The following is a 16126-nucleotide window of genomic DNA, read 5'->3' on the forward strand; positions in this document are numbered from 1 at the left end:
ATTTGGAAGGGAATCGGTCCGTTAGATAGAGGGCAATCGAACCAAAAGGAGATCACCATGACTACAACACTCTCTGCCTGGAGCATCAATCACTACGGCACCCCCGAGGTGCTGAACCCGGTGACCCGTCCCATGCCGGCACCCGGTCCCACCGAGATCCTGATCCGTATCCGCGCCTCGGCCGTGACGCGCGCCGATGGCATGATGAGGGCCGGCCAGCCCCGCTTTGCACGGCTATTCCTTGGCTTGCGCCGCCCGCGTCAAAACCTTTCGGGCACTGGGCTCTCGGGCGAGGTGATCGCCGTTGGCGATAATGTAAACCGGTTTGCCGTAGGCGACGCCGTCTTCGGCGAGGCGGGATTGAAATTCGGGGCAAATGCCAGCCACATCTGCCTCAATGAGTCCGGCGTGCTAATGAAAAAGCCGGCTGCACTGTCGCACGAAGAAGCCGCGATCATATGTGACGGGCCGCTGACCTCGCTGAACTTCCTGCGAGAGGTGGCCGAATTGCGCGCAGGGCAAAAGGTTTTGATCCTTGGCGCCTCGGGCAGCCTCGGAAGTGCTGCGGTGCAGATCGCCGCTGCAATGGGGGCCGAGGTCACGGGCACCTGCAGCGCCCGCAACGCCGACATGGTGGCCGCCCTCGGGGCCGGCAGGGTCATCGACTACACGCAGCAGGACTTCACCAAGAGAGCCGAGCGGTATGACGTGATCTACGACACGCTGGGTGTTTCGTCCTTCGCCAAGGCCAAGGGCAGCTTAACCCGCTCCGGCCGATACGTCTGCCCGGTGCTGGGCCTCGGCCTGCTCGGCGCGATGATGCGAACCGCGATTTCTGGCACGCGCAAGGCACGCTTCTCGGCGACAGGTATGCTCAAGCCGGACGTTCTGAGGCCGATGCTCGCCACCCTCGTCGAGATGATCGAGGACGGCAAGCTGGTCCCTGTCATCGACCGGGTCTACCCATTGGGCGACCTGATCGAAGCGCACCTCCACATGGAGACGGGTCACAAGCGCGGCAATGTAGTCGTAGTGTAAGCGCGCGCCATGCAGTCAGTTTAACCACCAATTCAACCGGAGAGATAACCATGAAAATGAATTACTTCGTCGTCGGAACGAACGACATGCGCGCATCGAAGGCCTTCTACGACGGACTTTTCGCGGGCGCGGGTCTTCAGACCATGTCGCCGTCGGACCGCATGACCTACTGGCTCGGCGAGGACTTTGCCTTCGCAATCGCGACACCCTTCGATGAGGCGCCGGCAACCAACGGGAATGGCACGATGGTTGGCTTTTCTGTCGGAGCAAAAGAAGACGTTGAAAGGATGCACGGTCTGGCCCTTGAATTGGGCGGCACCTGCGAGGGTGCACCGGGTCAGCGTGGTCCGAAATTCTCGGCCTATGTGAGAGACCTTGATGGCAACTAGCTGTGTCTGTCTGCCTAGGGAATAAACGCCCGATACATTGGTCGGTCCGCCATCCTCGAGGCACATGATGCACCGTCTTGCTGGCTATTTACTCTGGGTGAAACGCGACTCAGCACTCTAGGCGGAATGCGACACAGCCAAGCCTTTAACAATGCTGGGCGAATTATGCTATTCTCATGAGTATGCGCTCTTTCGTGGACCGAACGTCAACCAATCGGATTTCAGCCAAGTGGACAAGCTGTCTGTCATGCACGCCTTTCGCCGCATCGTCGAACGCGGCAACTTCGCGCGTGCGGCGGAGGATCTTGGCGTGTCACCCGCGCTTCTGAGCCGCGAGGTCAAGCTGCTCGAGAAAAGCCTCGGGACCACGCTGCTGACGCGCACGACGCGGTCCATGTCGCTCACTGATGCCGGGCGGCTCTACTACGAAGAGGCGAGCGGCATCCTTGATGCAGTGGCCGGGGTCGAGACGCGGATCCGCGACGGCGCTGGGGCGGTACGGGGGCATCTCAATGTCAACGCCTCCAGCTCGTTCGGGCAGACGGTCATCGCGCCGATCCTGACCGGGTTTCTCGAGGCCTATCCCGATCTGCGCCTCACGCTGTCGATGGACGACCGGGTGCTGGACATGGTCGAGGGCGGGTTCGACGTCTCGATCCGCATCCGGCCCGCGATGCCGGACTCGGCGCTGGTGGCGCGCAGGATCGGGACCATGCAGCAACGGATCTTCGCAGCACCCGCCTATCTGGAAAGGGCGGGCGTGCCGGTTGTCCCGCAGGACATCGCCCGGCACAGGGTGATCGGCTTCCTGCTTGCGGACCACTTGACCTCATGGGCGCTGACTGGCCCTTCCGGCACGGTCAAGATCGATCTCGATCCGCCGGTTCGTGTCGGCAACAGCCTCGTCCTGCGCGACCTTCTGATCGCGGGCCAGGGCATCGGCACCTTGCCGGACTTCGTCTCGAACGAGGCCGAGGCGCGGGGCGCGCTGGTGCGCGTTCTGCCCGACTGGGAGCTTCCCGCGCCGGAAATCTTCGCCGTGACGGCCTCGCGGCTGGGGATGGACGCGAAGGTTACGGCCTTCCTAGACCACCTGCGCGCGACGCTCCGGTCCTGACATTCTTCAACCTGCGTAAAGAATGAAGTGACAGTCGGCGGGTTATTCCAGCCCGCTTGATCCCCGATCCTCTCAGGCATCGAAACCTGAAACTCCGAGAGGATCCCATGACCCGCGTTCTTGTTCTTTACTATTCCAGCTATGGCCATGTTCGTGCCCTTGCGCAGGCCGAAGTCGAAGGCGCACGCAGCGTGCCAGGCACCCATGTCGACCTGCGTCGCGTGCCCGAAACTGTTCCAGAGGGAATCCGACAGAAGGCTGGCTTCGTCCCAGACGACACGCCCGTTGCCGCATCGGCCGATCTGGAAGCCTACGACGCCATCATCTTCGGCACGCCGACGCTCTTCGGCATGATGGCCGGGCAGATGAAATCCTTCCTCGACCAGGCCGGCGGGCTCTGGGCGCGGAATGCGCTGGTCGGCAAGGTGGCCGCCGTCTTCGCCTCCACTGGCTCGCAGCATGGTGGACACGAGGCAACGCTGCTGTCGACCCAGATCCCGCTGCTGCATTTCGGAATGCTGATCGCGGGCATGCCCTACACCTTCGCCGGTCAGACGACGGCCGACGGCATCGTCGGCGGTGCGCCCTATGGCGCGGGCACCATCGCCGGGGCCGATGGCTCACGCGCGCCCACCGAGACCGACCTCGCCGGCGCGCGCTTCCAGGGCGCGCATGTCGCCCGGATCGCCGCGCGGCTGGCCGGAGGCAACCTGTCAGAGGAGGCCGCGTGATGGCTTCCCTCACCGTCGACTTCTTCCACGACGTAGTCTGTTGCTGGTGCTTCAACATCTCGTCGCGGATGCGGGGGCTTGCCGCCGAGTTCGACCTCGACATCCGGCACCGAACCTTCGTCCTGCAAGCCAGCCGCGCCGAGATGGCCTCCCGCTGGGGCATGCTGGAGGACGCCCGCGAGACCATCCTCGGGCACTGGGCGGCGTGCCGGAAAGTCAGCGACCGGCCGGAGCTCGTCGATATCGACGCGATGCGCGCCGCCCCGTTCGATTATCCCCACGGCATGACCGCGGCGCAGGGGTGCAAGGCCGCGGAGCGGCTCGGCGGGCAGGCCGCCCACTGGGACATGTTCGACCGCTTGCAGTGCGCACATCTGACCGAGGCGCGGAACATTGCGGATCCCGAGGTCGTGCTTCACGCCGCGCGCGAGCTTGGCTTTGAAGCCGCAGTCTTCGCAGAGGTCTTCGAAGACCCGGAAACCCTTCGTGCCATCGAGACCGACCGGGAACACGCCCGCGCCCTCCAGGTCCGTTCCATTCCAACCCTCATCGTCTGCGAGACCGGCACTCGGCTCGTCAATGGACCGCGTGAGGATCTGGCCGCGCAACTGCGCGCCGCCCTCCGCCTTGTCGCCAGAAAGGAAATGCCATGACCTTCTCGTTCCTCCGCACTGCAGTCCGGTACCGCCACCGCATCCCGCGCGGCGTTCCGTGCGATCTGCCGCCTCACCTGATGCGCGACATTGGCCTCGATCCCCGGCCGGACCGCCCGCGCTTGCCCCTCCATCCGCTTTGGTAAACCCCCGCCAGGAGACACAGCCATGTCCCGTACCACCGACATCCTTCTGACAGCGCTCGCCCCGGCGGTCTGGGGAAGCACCTATCTTGTCACGACCGAGGCACTCCCTGCGGGCTATCCCGTGACCCTTGCAGCACTTCGGGCCTTGCCGGCCGGACTGCTGTTGCTTGCTGTCACGCGTTGCCTGCCACCCCGTGCCTGGCTCGGTCGCGTTTTCCTGCTCGGCAGTTTCAACTTCGCGCTGTTCTGGGCGCTGTTGTTCGTGGCCGCCTACAGGCTTCCCGGCGGGGTTGCGGCCACGCTGGGATCGCTGCAGGCCATGATGGTGATCCTCATGGCGCGCGGGTGGCTCGGCACGCCGATCCGGGCGGGTGCGGTCGTCGCAGCTGCAACTGGCGTTCTGGGCGTGGCGCTTCTGCTGATCTCGCCGGGCGCCGCACTTGACCCGGTGGGTATCGCCGCCGGGCTTGGTGGTGCCGCGTCCATGGCAGCGGGCACGGTACTCAGCCGGAGATGGCAGCCGCCGGTATCCGCCCTCAGCTTCACTGCGTGGCAGCTGACTGCCGGGGGTTTGATCCTGTTTCCTCTGGCGCTAATCATTGAACCCGCGCTGCCGCCGCTCACGACGACGAACCTGGCCGGGCTTATTTGGCTCGGGCTCATCGGTGCTGCGGCCACCTATGCGCTCTGGTTCCGGGGCGTCGCCCGGATTGAGCCCAGCGCGGTCTCGATGCTGGGCATGATGAGCCCGGTGACGGCGGTGATCCTTGGCTGGGTGGTGCTGGGCCAGTCGCTGTCCCTGCTGCAGGGACTCGGCGCGGTGATCGTCCTCGGCTCGGTCTGGGCAGGTCAACGGGCGAACCGCCCGACGACGCCAACGCCGGCAAAGCCGGAGGCGAGGCCCGACCCAGCTGGCGGAACGCTCATGAACCGCATCGCTACGTTTTTGGCAACGTTCGGCGCGAATTCGCTCCAGTACGTCATGTCCGATCGCACCAAAAGGAGGCCCTGATGACCGATCCCGCGCTGGCGCCCGAGTTTGCCCGAAAAGCCCGCCTTGCCGGCCTGTTGTACCTGTTCATAATCGTCGCAGGCCTTGGGGCCGAGCTGGCCCTGCGTGGCCCATTGATCGACCTTGGCGATGCAGCAGGCACCGCGGCGGCGATACTGGCCGCCCCGGGCCAGTTCCGGCTGGCCATCGCCGCCGACCTGGTGATGGCGCTTTGTGATGCCGGGCTCGCCATACTGCTTTATCTGATCTTTCGGGCCGCGTCGCCGGGGCTTGCCCTGTCCGCGATGGTGTTCCGACTGATCCAGACCGTGCTGATCGCCGCGAACCTCATGACCCTGCAAGCCGCGTGGCTTCTGATTTCTGGCCCCAATGAGCTTGCCGATGCCAACGCGCTTGCGCTGGTGTTTCTCGATCTGCACGGTCATGGCTATGATCTCGGCCTCGTTTTCTTTGGCGTCAACAGCTTGATCATGGGTCTGCTTGTCTGGCGATCAGGTCATTTTGCGAAGGTATTCGGGGCCGGCCTGGCGATCGCCGGACTCGTCTATCTTATCGGCAGCGGCCTGCGCTTCTTCTCCCCTGAATGGTCCCAGGCATTCGTACCGGCGTATCTGCTGACGATCCTCGCCGAGACGGCGTTCTGCGTACGGCTGCTTTTTCAAAGGAACAGTCACCGAGAAAGGAATGCGGCGGCATGATCTGTCAATGGCTTGGCGCGCGAGGCCAATACTTTGGCATCAGATCCCGCTACAGGCCAATCCTGAAATCTTTTCATCCGTAATGAGGGAGCCATAACAATGTTATCTGAATCTCCGACGCTGCATATGCTGTGCGGTAAGATTGCGTCCGGGAAGTCCACCGCGGCCGCCCGGCTTGGGGCCACGCCCGGAACGGTTCTTATCGCTGAGGACGCCTGGCTCAATGCGCTCTTCGCAGATGAGCTGCATTCGCTGAAGGATTATGTGCGGTGCTCATCGAAGCTCCAAAGTGTCTTGGGGCCTCATGTGGTCGCCTTGCTGAACGCGAGTGTGTCGGTCGTCCTCGACTTCCCGGCAAACAGCGTCGCGCAACGCGCCTGGATGAGGGAGATCATCGCCGGCACTGAGGCCGCGCACCAGCTTCATGTGTTTGACGTGCCAGACGAGGTCTGCTTGGCTCGGCTGCGCGCGCGAAACGCGGCGGGAGACCACCCCTTCGCGGTGACAGAGGCACAATTCCACCAGTTTTCCAGTCACTTCGTATCGCCGACCGCTGAAGAAGGCTTTGATCTCGTGGTGCATGGCGGGGCACACGATCAGGTGTAGGAGACCCGAAAATCAGATCAGAAGCCGTGCAGAACACGCTCCTCCAAATGTAACTTGGTCGCAATCAATTTGCGCACTGCATGCCAATCATCTTGCTCGCAAGTGTTCGCGGCTTCATCGCCATTCCCCACTAGTGTTTCCTGGGCCGCTTGGTGAGGCCGGACTACCCACATGCCCGAGTCTGCTCCCGCATCACGGCGTAGTCCGCCAGCATCTCCACGACCGCCGAACCCTCAGGCAGCAGGGCCAGCTCCTCGGCCGCCCGCGCCTGAAACTCACTGCTGTACTCGACGACAGGTGAACACGCCCCGGCCCGCTACCGTCAGAAATGCCTGTCGCGCAGCCGCTCAGCAAGCTCGTTGCGATCGCGAGGGCGGCGAGCCGCAGCCTCAAGCATCCGGCGTCGGACGTCATTGATCTTCTCCGTTGTCTCAAGGCGTTCGGCGAGGCGTCCCGCTCGCTCGCCGGATCCGCGAAGCGAAATCAGGAACAGGACCGCGGCGAGGACGATGGCGCCGTAGCGCAGCGCCGCTCGCATCCATGGGCTCGCGGCGATCCCGGTGAGCAGCCCGGCGATCATCGCCGCCCTCGCTTCCAATCGTCGAGCCGCGCGTAGATCGTGATCGCGATGCCACCGAGCGCCACTGCAATGAACACACAGCGCAGGGTGTCGAGATACGGCACAAGCGGCAGGATTGTGGATTGGGTCTCCGCCAGGACGCTCTGCGCCACCTCGTCCCCGGCCCCGCCTAGCGTCGCCATACTGGCCGCCCCGCCGCTCTTCATGGTGCGGCCGTCGAAAACTGTCAGGGTGTGGCGATGTAATCTGCGGAAACGTATCCCGAAACAGCCGGAGCATCCGTAAGTGAGACCCGACACCAGAGTTGGGATGCTTCGGTTACACAATCCCGTCGGATCAATTCAGTACCGTCTGGCAAGCCCACAATCACCCTGAAGCCAAGCCCTGGTCCCGCTCGAAGCTTCAGCATCTCATCTGGCCCTGCACCCCGAACCACTGTGCGATCCCCGGCAAGCGGTCCACATCCGGCAATCATCGTAAGTGTGATCAATGCGCTCAGTGCTGCGATCTTCATGACTTGTGGCCCACCATTTCCCCTTCCCTTCTGCCTCAGTGGACTGCGTATGACAACCGATCGCATCACAGAGTCCGCAGTTTGGCGATCCCATGGTCGATCCTTGCAATCAGGTTTCTGACAGTCGAAACATGCCATCGGCCTCCTCGGCGGGTACGAATGCCCTTTGCGTTGAGCTCTGTTGCAATAGCTCGCAGCGAAGTGCGTCCCTGCTCACGGATATCCCGGAGAAGGGGAACAAGGCTTTCTGCAAAGGCATCAACATTGTCGTAGACAGTCTTCCGGAGCGCCTGACCATCCTGCCCTGCCCGTCTGAGCGCCGCAGCCCCATTCGGGTTGCCCAGTTTGACCCCGCGCGCCTTGGCCGCCGCCAGCGCCTCCTTGGTCCGCCTGGAGATCGCCTCGCGCTCCTGCTGTGCGACCAGCGCCATGATGCCGACAGTCAGATCGTTGGCCTCGGGCATGTCCACCGCGAGGAAGCGGACGCCGCTGGCTTGCAGAGTGAGCAGGAAGGCGGCATTGCGGGATAGACGGTCGAGCTTGGCAATCACCAACGTCGCGCCGGTCAGCCGGGCCAATTGCAGCGCCTTCTCCAGTTCCGGCCGGTCGTTCTTGCGGCCGCTTTCAATTTCCGTGAAGCGCGCAAGGATCGTCGCGCTCTTGGCATCGGCGTAATCCTCGATGGCCTTTCTCTGAGCTTCCAACCCGAGCCCCGATCTGCCCTGCCGGGCCGTCGAGACCCGTTCATAGGCAACCAGCTTCGGATTTGGGGCAGCAGTCCTGACCATGTACACACCTGCGCAACGTTCGTTTGGCAGTTCTGTACGGTGACAGCGGCGCCCTAGTCCACTGATATCAATTGGTTTCTTTGTCCTCGGATGCGTTCACGAGCCGGATCGCCGACTTGTCCGTGCCATCCGATCCGCGCTTCGGCATTTCCGGTGGACCAATGACAATGCGCCTGATCGTCGGTATCGTGCTGGCAGCAGCCGTATCGGCCAATGCCGTCCGCGTGCGCGCCACCGGTGTCAGCCCCAACTCGGACATGTACCGGCCCATCAACTCCATCTGTTTGTTGGCCACCGTCAGCCAGGGCGACTGCTGGACATAGCCGCTCGGTGTCTTCAGCAAGGTTGGTGTTTCGGCGAGCCTTTCCTCCGCCTCCACCCAGCGGGCGTAGGCCACGCAATAGGCCGCCAGTGCCGCGCGATCCGCCAGGGTCAGGATACCGGCGTCGTGCAGCGGTGTCGCCAGCCTGCGCCATTCCTTGCGCGCCACATCGTTCAGGTGGTTCGGGCATCGCGGAAGCGCAGACAGGGGTGTTGCGGCCAGCGTTCCTGACTTCGGCATGGGTTTGCGGCCTCTCATCACAGCCTCCCATTCGGGACAGGCAGGGCTCGTTGGGCAAACCGGTCGCGGTCTTTCACCACCGTTTCGATCAGGGCCTTCGTGACCTCCAGGTAATCGAGCAGTTCATCGTCGCTCATCTCCGACAGGTTGGTTGGCTGCGGCTCAGGCTGAGGTGCGACATGGTGCAATTCGTTTGTCTCGCGCCAGCCTGCTTGCGTCTTGAGATAGAAGATCGACGATACGGTGTCGCCTGCCCGCGCGCGCTGCAGCAATCCGTTGGCCACATGGGCAATCGCCTTGGCCTTGCCCCTTTTGTAGCGTGCAAGAACCTCCTCGTCGCGCTCGCAGATGGCCCGGAACGTGTTGCGCGCGATCCCGAAGTAATCCGCGATCTGGTCCTGATTCAGCAAGGCCGCAAGTGTCTCCACCTCGCGCACCTGATCCTCGGTCAGGGTGATCGGTGGACGGGCCATCATTCCGCCTCCCGCATACGAACCATTGCAGACAAGTCCCCGAAGACCGACATCCAGTGTTGCACGTTGCCCTCCCTCACGCCCGATCAAAAATGGCAAACGGATCGTCGTCATCTGAACACCCTGCCCCTGACACCCGCGTTCGCGAAGAAGGGGTCAGCCCGAACTCGGCGGCGTAGCGCACCATGTCGGCCATCGCCTTGTTGGCCGCGCCGACCAACGGGTTCTGGATCGCATTGCCCGCCTTCGTCCGGATGATCAGCCCATGGGTAATCGCGTCCTTCTCGGCCATGCGCGCCAGTGCCGTTTCCGCAGACACCCAGCGCCCGTAGGCCTGGCAATAGGCGGCCAGCGCCCCGCGATCGAGATTGGTCAGGATGCCGAGATTGAGGGTTTCCTCGATCACTCGGTCCCATTCCAGTTGTGCCGCAGGCGTCAGATGATGCGGCACATCGGGTCGTGCGATCTCCGGGCGTGGCTCATGCGCATTCAGCCGGTGCTTGCGCGCCGTGCCGGACAGCAGTTTCAATTGCGTGGGTTTGGTCTTTGGTCCGCGTCGCGCCATCACTCACCCGCCTTTGCCCCCCGGTTGGAATCATGGCCATGCGTGCACATGCCGGGGCGACCGGTTAGGGCATTGATTTTCCCAGAGATTGACCCGCTCCCCGGGGTTCCGGTCCGGCCAAGATGCTCGAACACCCTGCGCACCCAGTAGCTGCGGGCCAGGCACAGAACCGTGAAGCCAAGAGCCAATTTGAGGTTCTGCGTAAGCGTGGACTGCAGGCCAACCGCCGGGAACAGGACCACCTGCATTCCCAACGACAGCAGGAACCCCGCGGCCACGCTTGTCGCGGTTTCCATGAACGACATCGTGCGGGTCTGGCTCATGCCGGCACTCCCACCTTCTGACGCTCCTGCGTGACCTCTGCAAAGCTGCGTCCATCGCCCTCGAGAACAGCGGCCTTGCCGGAGAAGGCCTGCCAGCGCAGCACAGCCACGTCGACATAGGCCGGGTCCAACTCCATGGCGTAACAGGCGCGTCCCGTGCTCTCGGAAGCAATCAGGGTGGTGCCCGATCCGCAGAAGGGTTCGTAGACGACCTGACCGGGGCTGGAGTTGTTCAGCATTGGGCGGCGCATACATTCCACCGGCTTCTGCGTGCCGTGCACCGTCTGGGCGTCCTGGTCCCGGCTGGGGATCGACCAGAGCGTCGATTGCTTGCGATCGCCCGACCAGTGCCCCTTGCCGGTATTCCTATGTGTCGAACCGATACAGTTTCCTGTTTCTTGATCACCGCAATGTTTGGGGCTGTCAGGAAACGGCTCCTTTGCATCCTTTTGCCCCGGCATAGAGGTGAACCCTCACTCAGTCAGAATGACGCAAGTTGAGGTGCGGATATAACCTTTAGCTTGTCTCTGCTATCTAAAGGTTATAAATTAAATACTTAAGTTACATTTTTGTGAGTCGTGTAGAGGAAAATATGCCTAGTCGGATAGTGATTGTCGGTGGCGACGGATTTTGCGGATGGCCAACCGCGTTGCACCACTCAAGACTTGGACACGAGGTTACAATCCTCGACAACCTGTCTCGCCGTGCCATCGACGAAGAGTTGGGCGCGCAAAGCCTTACGCCCATCTGCAGCATCGAAGACCGGATTGACGCATGGAAAGAGGTCACTGGTAACAGCATCGAATTTTTGAATGTGGATGTATCAAAAGACTACGACTTGTTCTTTTCGGTCCTGAAGGAAAAACAGCCAAAAACCCTGATCCATTTTGGCGAGCAACGTGCCGCCCCATATTCGATGAAAGACCCGACACGGAAACGCTATACCGTCGACAACAATATCGGAGCAACGCACAACATACTGGTCGCTCTAAGCCACTTGGCCACGGATGTGCATCTGGTTCATCTGGGTACGATGGGCGTCTATGGATATGACGAAGCGGGCATCGAGATCCCCGAAGGTTACCTGACGATCTTTCTAAAAGACGGTGAAGGAAACATGATAGAGCGGCAAATCCTGTACCCGTCGCAACCCGGGTCGGTCTATCATATGACCAAGGTCATGGATCAGCGGATGTTCCAGTATTACGCCAAGAACGACAACATGCGGATTACGGATCTGCACCAGGGGATAGTCTGGGGCACCCAGACCGAAGAAACCCGACTGGATGACCGTCTTATCAACAGATTTGATTATGATGGCGACTACGGTACCGTTCTAAATCGCTTTCTCATGCAAGCTGCTTCCGATCTTCCCCTGACGGTACATGGAACAGGCGGGCAGACGCGCGCATTCATCAATATTCAGGACACGGTCAAGTCGGTTGCCCTAGCGGTCGATAACCCGCCAGCACGAGGCGACAAGGTGAAGATCATGAACCAGATGACCGAAACCCATCGGGTGCGTGATCTGGCCAAGATCGTTTCCGATATCACCGGGTCGAAAATTGCGCTTGTTCGGAACCCGCGGAAAGAGGCTATTGAAAACAACCTGAGTGTTTCCAACAAGACCTTGCTGGGAATGGGGTTGAACCCGATCACACTTGCTGAAGGGTTGCTGGAAGAAACAGTCGAGATTGCCACCCGGTATTTCGACCGTGTGCGCACCGACACTGTGGCCGCCACCGCAGTCTGGACCGCTGACCAAAGGCCGGGGATCGTGACCGAAGCTGCGTTGGACCGCGGCAAAAGCATTCAGTAGCGGTCATGCGGCTGTTCCTCTCTGCGTGAGTCGGAAAGACTGTGCGATGCGATTGATTGGACTGCTCTGCGTAACACTCTTGCTGGCTGCCTTGGCGACGCTTGCCTATGAGCAGCGCGAAATTTACTTGCCCGACATTGCGGCCTTGGCGTCGTCCGATCGGGTGATCGAACACGACCAGCGCTGGGACCGAAGCGAAAATCACACGCCTTTGCAGGGCACCATTGTCTCTGTTCCCTACAGTTCACCCGAGAGTTGGATTGGTCTGAGCGGCTTTGAGTCGTACGGACGGGCGGAATTTCCGTTGCCAAGCACAGCAGATGTCGGTGCCGGGGAGGTTGTGCTGAACCTGACCAGTGATCTGGAACACGGTGCAGTGGCCCGACTGCGCTTGAATGTGAACGGTACACGGAGATCAGAGATCGTTCTGCAAGGTGGCGTGAAGAGGCATCAAGTCTTGTTTCCACTCAGGGACGAAGATCTGTTGGCAGACCGGGTTGTGGTGACCATGGCCATCGAAGGCGCCGCACCGCGCATCGTTTGTCAGCGGCACTGGGACAGCGGTGTGGTGGTGCGACTGCACCCTACCAGCCATCTGTCCTTGTCTGTTGACGCGCCGCTGGTGGCACCCTTGGATCTGATGCGGGCGTCTGGTCTGCCTGCGCAGGTCATTTGGCCGACGGACGCGGGGACCGATCAAAAGGACGCTTTGCTGAGCCTGGCGGGGGTATACGGCCCCATTACCTTTGTGTCCGAAGCCGATAGTCCGTCAGAGGCCCTGACAATTCCCGAATCCGACGCCAGGCAGCTGGTCGAAGGATACGATCCGCTGCCATCCAAGATCGACAGTTGGCCCGTGGGTTTGGATCAATTGGCCGTCAACACCCTGTCACGGCCCTTGCTGCGGGTAAACAACTGGCGGATCAATTTTGACCGCCGCGAGTTGCCGGGGCAAGGGAAACTGACCTCCGTTGATTTTGGGTTGCGGATCGCCAGCCTGGTTGCCCAAGACTGGCTCTTGACGGTAACACTGAACGACAGACTGGTCCATTCGGAAACAATTTCAGGCACAGCGATAGACCTGAAAAGAGAAGTTCCGCTGGATCAAATGGGGGAGGGATTCAAAGGCAACGTTGATTTCAACCTCAGCCGCCCCGCCGAAGGACACGACAATTGCCGCGACCTGCCGCCCGCGATGGGGCACCTTACCGAATTGTCCGTCCTGGATGGCACACCGGATGCGGACTATTATGGTGGTCTTTATGCGGGGACGGCTGGTCGGTTCACCCTCAAGTCGACCGCAAACCTGTCTGCACGTGATGCGACGATCGGCATTGCAACCGTGCGGGCGGTATTTCCAGCGCACTATCTCAAATTTGAGGGGACCGGCCCCGCACCCGCCGGTACGATGACGATCCTTTCCGGTGATGATACGGCGTCACGTTTGCAAACTCTGATGGATACGGCACCAACGGCCCGCCATTGGCTGATATGGCTTTCCGCTGACGAGAACGGAGCGCAAACACCGCAAATCATGCAGGTTAAAGATGGTGGCGGGTCTGACAGCCCGGCCAATCTTCGAACATCAGTGCTTGTCACGCTGCCCTGACGCCATGTTCCATTCCGCACCACAGGTTCAGGACCATTTCATCGGGCGCTCGCACAACGAGTTCCAATCGCGCGATTCAGCACCCGCAGAGTTTTCCAAGAAAGTGCCCCCACACCTTGCTGTGCTGGTACTGGTCGCCTTTTCCCTGATCGCTGCGTTTCTGCTTTGGCTGATCAACGTGTTTCCGCCCGTTTCGCAGTTTTTCCAACGCGACGCCCTGATACTTGCCCCTGCTCGGGGAACCAATGCCATTCCGATTCGTCTGTTTATCCTTAGTTTTCTGATCGCTTTCGGCATGTTCACAAATACAAAACTGCGGTCACGAATCCTGATTACACTGGATCTGGCACTGACATTCCTTGCCCTTTGTTTGCTGACCGACATGATTCTGATCGCTTTTGATCTGATATTTCAAGTTCGGCTGAGCTTGCGGGCAATCGAGGTTTTCGGAGGTGTGACCGGATTTTGCGTGTTTTCCTACAAAATGCTGGAATGGGGGGAAATGCCGATCCCTGTTGCCATGACGATCAATACGCGCGGCAACGGGGCCGCGCTGATCCGGTTGTTTCTGGCCGGTGCGCTGGCGATCTTTCTGGCCCTTACCATTCTACAATATTACCCCAAGCAAATTCAGGGCTTACGATCAATAGCTTTGCTGGGGGGCATCGGCCCAGGCCTCTTCATGGTTTTTCCAATCTTCTTCATCACTCTTTATAGCTACACATCTATGGTGCTGTGGCTTCGGCCCAGAACTCCGTTTGCGCCGGAGCTGACTGTGCTGATGCCCGCATTGAACGAAGAATACATTATCACCCATACCATCGAAGCGCTGGATGTGGCTGCGGGCGCATACGGCGGGCAGGTCAGGTTCTTGATGGTGGACAACGGGTCAAAGGACGAAACCGTCCAGAAGGCCAGGACAGCCCTGGAAAACGCAAAATACCTTACAGGCTCGATCCTCGAACAGCCCAAACCAGGAAAATCCCACGCCTTGAATCTTGGGCTGGAACTGATCAACACTGACTTTTTTGTGCGGATCGACAGCGACACGCTTGTCCAGAAAGACACCCTTGTCCACGCGGTACAGCTGATGGCGGACCCCTCTGTCGGTGTCGTCGGTGGTATCCCCCTTCCGCCCGGAAAGGGACCGTTTGACGGGGCTCGCGCGGTCGAGGTCTATCTGCGCCACGGTTTCTACAATCGTGCCTTCGAGGCGATGAATGGCGTCGTTGCAATTCCGGGGATGTTTGCGCTGTATCGCTCGGAACTGCCGAAAATACTTGGTGGTTTTGTTTTCGGAATGAATGGCGAAGATACCGACACGTCACTTAGAATTGGCGAAATGGGGTATCGGTTGGTGGTCAGCCCAAAGGTAAAATACGTATCCGAGGTTCCTGCCACCTACTGGCATATGCGCGAACAGAGAATCCGGTGGTTTCGATCAACATTGCATTACTCCGCGCGGTGCCGTGATCTGCTATTTGGACCGCGGTTTTCGATACGTGGAAAAATCGTGATTCCATTCATGCTAGTTAATCTAGCACGCCGTGCGATGATGTTGCCGCTCGTGATTTACGGTTTGATTTGCTATTTGACTCCCTTTACCCGTTTCGATTCCCTGAGTTGGATTGCTCTTATTGCGACTTTTGTTGGTGCGCCGTCATTGGTTGCGGTAGTGGCCGCGCTGTTGAACGGTGTTCCAGGTGTCATAATCCACCTGCCGCGGTATCTGGCGTTTCGGTTGATGCGATCTTATTTCACGCTTGAATCCATGATGAGCATCCGGTTGAGAGAATCCGCCAGACATATCTATAGCCGCCCCGCCCTTGCCGAGCGCGGCTCCCGTCCGAATTGGATGGCATGACATGAGAGAACTTTTTGACGCATTTGCGATATTTGCGGCAACTACAGCAGCGCCAATGGCAGCTGCACAGGACTGGACGACATCCTTCGAAACGTACTTTGATACCGACGCACTGGATGTCGATGATCCGACATTGGGGATGCGCCTTGATCTGCAACGGCGTTTGGGGGCTTCGGTCTCGATCCAGCGCGACCTGGATTATGGGACCGGGAACACCGGGACTTTGAGCTTTGGTTTACGCCGCGAACATTACCCGGATGTCAACGGAAACGACCGGCAGTTCATGAAAGGCTCTCTTGAGCGCCGATGGGCTCTAGTGTTCACCACCTGACACAAGATTCCCATCGGCGGCTTGATGTGCCACATTCTTGGCATGAGACGTTCCGACATCTGCCTTTACCTTGGCCCCGCCGACCGTGCTGAGCTTCAATCTCTGACCAGCAACCGCAACACCGTGCGCAAGCTTGTCTGGCGGGCCGAGATCGTGCTGGCGACGGCAGACGGTCATGGCACGGTCGAGATCATGCGGCGCGCGAAGACGTCGAAACCCACCGTCTGGCGCTGGCAACAACGGTATCTCGAGGAAGGCGTGGTCGGTCTCAAGCGCGACAAGACACGACCGTCACGTGTGCCGCCGCT

At 60.4% G+C, this 16126-nt stretch carries 19 protein-coding genes and 2 pseudogenes; 13 read left to right on the plus strand and 8 right to left on the minus strand.

Features of this window, described 5'->3' with window-relative positions; translation table 11 throughout:
- The first annotated feature begins 57 nt into the window (after positions 1-57).
- The 8 genes from ACTIEN_RS10200 (at position 58) to ACTIEN_RS10235 (ending at position 6390) form a co-directional block, all read left to right on the plus strand.
- The gene (locus ACTIEN_RS10200; protein WP_439523027.1) at positions 58-1038 is read left to right on the plus strand and encodes an NAD(P)-dependent alcohol dehydrogenase; all 981 of its coding nucleotides are present in this window, start codon (positions 58-60) and stop codon (positions 1036-1038) included.
- 50 nt (positions 1039-1088) lie between these two features.
- Positions 1089-1427, plus strand: a complete 339-nt coding sequence (locus ACTIEN_RS10205; protein ID WP_439523028.1) for a VOC family protein — start codon at positions 1089-1091, stop codon at positions 1425-1427.
- Between the two features lie 151 nt (positions 1428-1578).
- Positions 1579-2544 carry a LysR substrate-binding domain-containing protein gene (locus tag ACTIEN_RS10210; RefSeq protein ID WP_439523029.1) on the plus strand — a complete coding sequence of 322 codons (966 nt, stop codon included), beginning with the start codon at positions 1579-1581 and terminating at the stop codon, positions 2542-2544.
- A 107-nt stretch (positions 2545-2651) separates the two neighbouring features.
- A complete protein-coding gene (wrbA, locus tag ACTIEN_RS10215) occupies positions 2652-3275 on the plus strand; it encodes an NAD(P)H:quinone oxidoreductase (protein WP_439523030.1) in 624 nt (207 codons plus the stop codon).
- Positions 3275-3928 carry a DsbA family oxidoreductase gene (locus tag ACTIEN_RS10220; RefSeq protein ID WP_439523031.1) on the plus strand — a complete coding sequence of 218 codons (654 nt, stop codon included), beginning with the start codon at positions 3275-3277 and terminating at the stop codon, positions 3926-3928. Before wrbA ends, ACTIEN_RS10220 begins: the two co-directional genes overlap by 1 nt.
- Before the next feature lie 168 nt (positions 3929-4096).
- Positions 4097-5086 (plus strand): EamA family transporter, encoded by a 990-nt coding sequence (locus ACTIEN_RS10225; RefSeq protein ID WP_439523032.1) that lies wholly within the window; start codon positions 4097-4099, stop codon positions 5084-5086.
- Positions 5086-5784 carry a DUF4386 domain-containing protein gene (locus ACTIEN_RS10230; RefSeq protein WP_439523033.1) on the plus strand — a complete coding sequence of 233 codons (699 nt, stop codon included), beginning with the start codon at positions 5086-5088 and terminating at the stop codon, positions 5782-5784. The genes ACTIEN_RS10225 and ACTIEN_RS10230 overlap by 1 nt, the downstream gene beginning before the upstream one ends.
- Before the next feature lie 99 nt (positions 5785-5883).
- The gene (locus ACTIEN_RS10235) at positions 5884-6390 is read left to right on the plus strand and encodes an AAA family ATPase (RefSeq protein ID WP_439523034.1); all 507 of its coding nucleotides are present in this window, start codon (positions 5884-5886) and stop codon (positions 6388-6390) included.
- Between the two features lie 322 nt (positions 6391-6712).
- On the opposite strand, the gene ACTIEN_RS10240 is transcribed toward ACTIEN_RS10235, so the two are convergent.
- The 8 genes and pseudogenes from ACTIEN_RS10240 to ACTIEN_RS10275 all read right to left on the minus strand — a co-directional run.
- Positions 6713-6970: a hypothetical protein gene (locus tag ACTIEN_RS10240; RefSeq protein ID WP_439523035.1), complete on the minus strand. Its 258-nt coding sequence runs from the start codon at positions 6968-6970 to the stop codon at positions 6713-6715.
- Positions 6967-7188, minus strand: a pseudogene (locus ACTIEN_RS10245) (YcbK family protein); the annotation flags it as partial. The gene ACTIEN_RS10240 and the pseudogene ACTIEN_RS10245, both read right to left, overlap by 4 nt.
- Positions 7189-7549: 361 nt before the next feature.
- Positions 7550-8272, minus strand: coding sequence for a recombinase family protein (locus ACTIEN_RS10250; RefSeq protein WP_439523036.1), 723 nt, complete (start codon positions 8270-8272; stop codon positions 7550-7552).
- A gap of 67 nt (positions 8273-8339) precedes the next feature.
- Positions 8340-8852, minus strand: coding sequence for a phage terminase small subunit P27 family (locus tag ACTIEN_RS10255; protein ID WP_439523037.1), 513 nt, complete (start codon positions 8850-8852; stop codon positions 8340-8342).
- Complete coding sequence (locus ACTIEN_RS10260; RefSeq protein WP_439523038.1) at positions 8852-9310, minus strand: hypothetical protein; 459 nt, start codon at positions 9308-9310, stop codon at positions 8852-8854. Before ACTIEN_RS10260 ends, ACTIEN_RS10255 begins: the two co-directional genes overlap by 1 nt.
- A 73-nt stretch (positions 9311-9383) precedes the next feature.
- Positions 9384-9872 carry a phage terminase small subunit P27 family gene (locus tag ACTIEN_RS10265; RefSeq protein ID WP_439523039.1) on the minus strand — a complete coding sequence of 163 codons (489 nt, stop codon included), beginning with the start codon at positions 9870-9872 and terminating at the stop codon, positions 9384-9386.
- The gene (locus tag ACTIEN_RS10270; protein WP_439523040.1) at positions 9872-10195 is read right to left on the minus strand and encodes a DUF7220 family protein; all 324 of its coding nucleotides are present in this window, start codon (positions 10193-10195) and stop codon (positions 9872-9874) included. Before ACTIEN_RS10270 ends, ACTIEN_RS10265 begins: the two co-directional genes overlap by 1 nt.
- Positions 10192-10563, minus strand: a pseudogene (locus ACTIEN_RS10275) (DNA methyltransferase); the annotation flags it as partial. The gene ACTIEN_RS10270 and the pseudogene ACTIEN_RS10275, both read right to left, overlap by 4 nt.
- 224 nt (positions 10564-10787) lie before the next feature.
- Between ACTIEN_RS10275 and ACTIEN_RS10280 the strand changes: the two are divergent.
- The 5 genes from ACTIEN_RS10280 to ACTIEN_RS10300 form a co-directional block, all read left to right on the plus strand.
- The gene (locus ACTIEN_RS10280; RefSeq protein ID WP_439523041.1) at positions 10788-12014 is read left to right on the plus strand and encodes an NAD-dependent epimerase/dehydratase family protein; all 1227 of its coding nucleotides are present in this window, start codon (positions 10788-10790) and stop codon (positions 12012-12014) included.
- A gap of 46 nt (positions 12015-12060) precedes the next feature.
- Complete coding sequence (locus ACTIEN_RS10285) at positions 12061-13623, plus strand: hypothetical protein (RefSeq protein ID WP_439523042.1); 1563 nt, start codon at positions 12061-12063, stop codon at positions 13621-13623.
- Positions 13562-15487 carry a glycosyltransferase gene (locus ACTIEN_RS10290; RefSeq protein WP_439523043.1) on the plus strand — a complete coding sequence of 642 codons (1926 nt, stop codon included), beginning with the start codon at positions 13562-13564 and terminating at the stop codon, positions 15485-15487. The genes ACTIEN_RS10285 and ACTIEN_RS10290 overlap by 62 nt, the downstream gene beginning before the upstream one ends.
- Position 15488: 1 nt before the next feature.
- Positions 15489-15818: a hypothetical protein gene (locus ACTIEN_RS10295; protein ID WP_439523044.1), complete on the plus strand. Its 330-nt coding sequence runs from the start codon at positions 15489-15491 to the stop codon at positions 15816-15818.
- A 42-nt stretch (positions 15819-15860) separates the two neighbouring features.
- The coding region (locus tag ACTIEN_RS10300) for a helix-turn-helix domain-containing protein (protein ID WP_439523045.1) at positions 15861-16126 on the plus strand (266 nt) is incomplete at its 3' end.

Origin of the sequence: Marivita sp. (genome assembly GCF_051859345.1) — a bacterium.
Classification (GTDB): domain Bacteria; phylum Pseudomonadota; class Alphaproteobacteria; order Rhodobacterales; family Rhodobacteraceae; genus Marivita.

Bases quoted from the DNA above. Each gene is read 5' to 3' on its own strand.
- ACTIEN_RS10200 (WP_439523027.1), top strand. From the start codon at position 58: ATGACTACAACACTCTCTGCCTGGAGCATCAATCACTACGGCACCCCC.
- ACTIEN_RS10205 (WP_439523028.1), top strand. From the start codon at position 1,089: ATGAAAATGAATTACTTCGTCGTCGGAACGAACGACATGCGCGCATCG.
- ACTIEN_RS10210 (WP_439523029.1), top strand. From the start codon at position 1,579: ATGCTGGGCGAATTATGCTATTCTCATGAGTATGCGCTCTTTCGTGGA.
- wrbA (WP_439523030.1), top strand. From the start codon at position 2,652: ATGACCCGCGTTCTTGTTCTTTACTATTCCAGCTATGGCCATGTTCGT.
- ACTIEN_RS10220 (WP_439523031.1), top strand. From the start codon at position 3,275: ATGGCTTCCCTCACCGTCGACTTCTTCCACGACGTAGTCTGTTGCTGG.
- ACTIEN_RS10225 (WP_439523032.1), top strand. From the start codon at position 4,097: ATGTCCCGTACCACCGACATCCTTCTGACAGCGCTCGCCCCGGCGGTC.
- ACTIEN_RS10230 (WP_439523033.1), top strand. From the start codon at position 5,086: ATGACCGATCCCGCGCTGGCGCCCGAGTTTGCCCGAAAAGCCCGCCTT.
- ACTIEN_RS10235 (WP_439523034.1), top strand. From the start codon at position 5,884: ATGTTATCTGAATCTCCGACGCTGCATATGCTGTGCGGTAAGATTGCG.
- ACTIEN_RS10240 (WP_439523035.1), bottom strand. From the start codon at position 6,970: ATGATCGCCGGGCTGCTCACCGGGATCGCCGCGAGCCCATGGATGCGA.
- ACTIEN_RS10250 (WP_439523036.1), bottom strand. From the start codon at position 8,272: ATGGTCAGGACTGCTGCCCCAAATCCGAAGCTGGTTGCCTATGAACGG.
- ACTIEN_RS10255 (WP_439523037.1), bottom strand. From the start codon at position 8,852: ATGAGAGGCCGCAAACCCATGCCGAAGTCAGGAACGCTGGCCGCAACA.
- ACTIEN_RS10260 (WP_439523038.1), bottom strand. From the start codon at position 9,310: ATGATGGCCCGTCCACCGATCACCCTGACCGAGGATCAGGTGCGCGAG.
- ACTIEN_RS10265 (WP_439523039.1), bottom strand. From the start codon at position 9,872: ATGGCGCGACGCGGACCAAAGACCAAACCCACGCAATTGAAACTGCTG.
- ACTIEN_RS10270 (WP_439523040.1), bottom strand. From the start codon at position 10,195: ATGAGCCAGACCCGCACGATGTCGTTCATGGAAACCGCGACAAGCGTG.
- ACTIEN_RS10280 (WP_439523041.1), top strand. From the start codon at position 10,788: ATGCCTAGTCGGATAGTGATTGTCGGTGGCGACGGATTTTGCGGATGG.
- ACTIEN_RS10285 (WP_439523042.1), top strand. From the start codon at position 12,061: ATGCGATTGATTGGACTGCTCTGCGTAACACTCTTGCTGGCTGCCTTG.
- ACTIEN_RS10290 (WP_439523043.1), top strand. From the start codon at position 13,562: ATGGTGGCGGGTCTGACAGCCCGGCCAATCTTCGAACATCAGTGCTTG.
- ACTIEN_RS10295 (WP_439523044.1), top strand. From the start codon at position 15,489: ATGAGAGAACTTTTTGACGCATTTGCGATATTTGCGGCAACTACAGCA.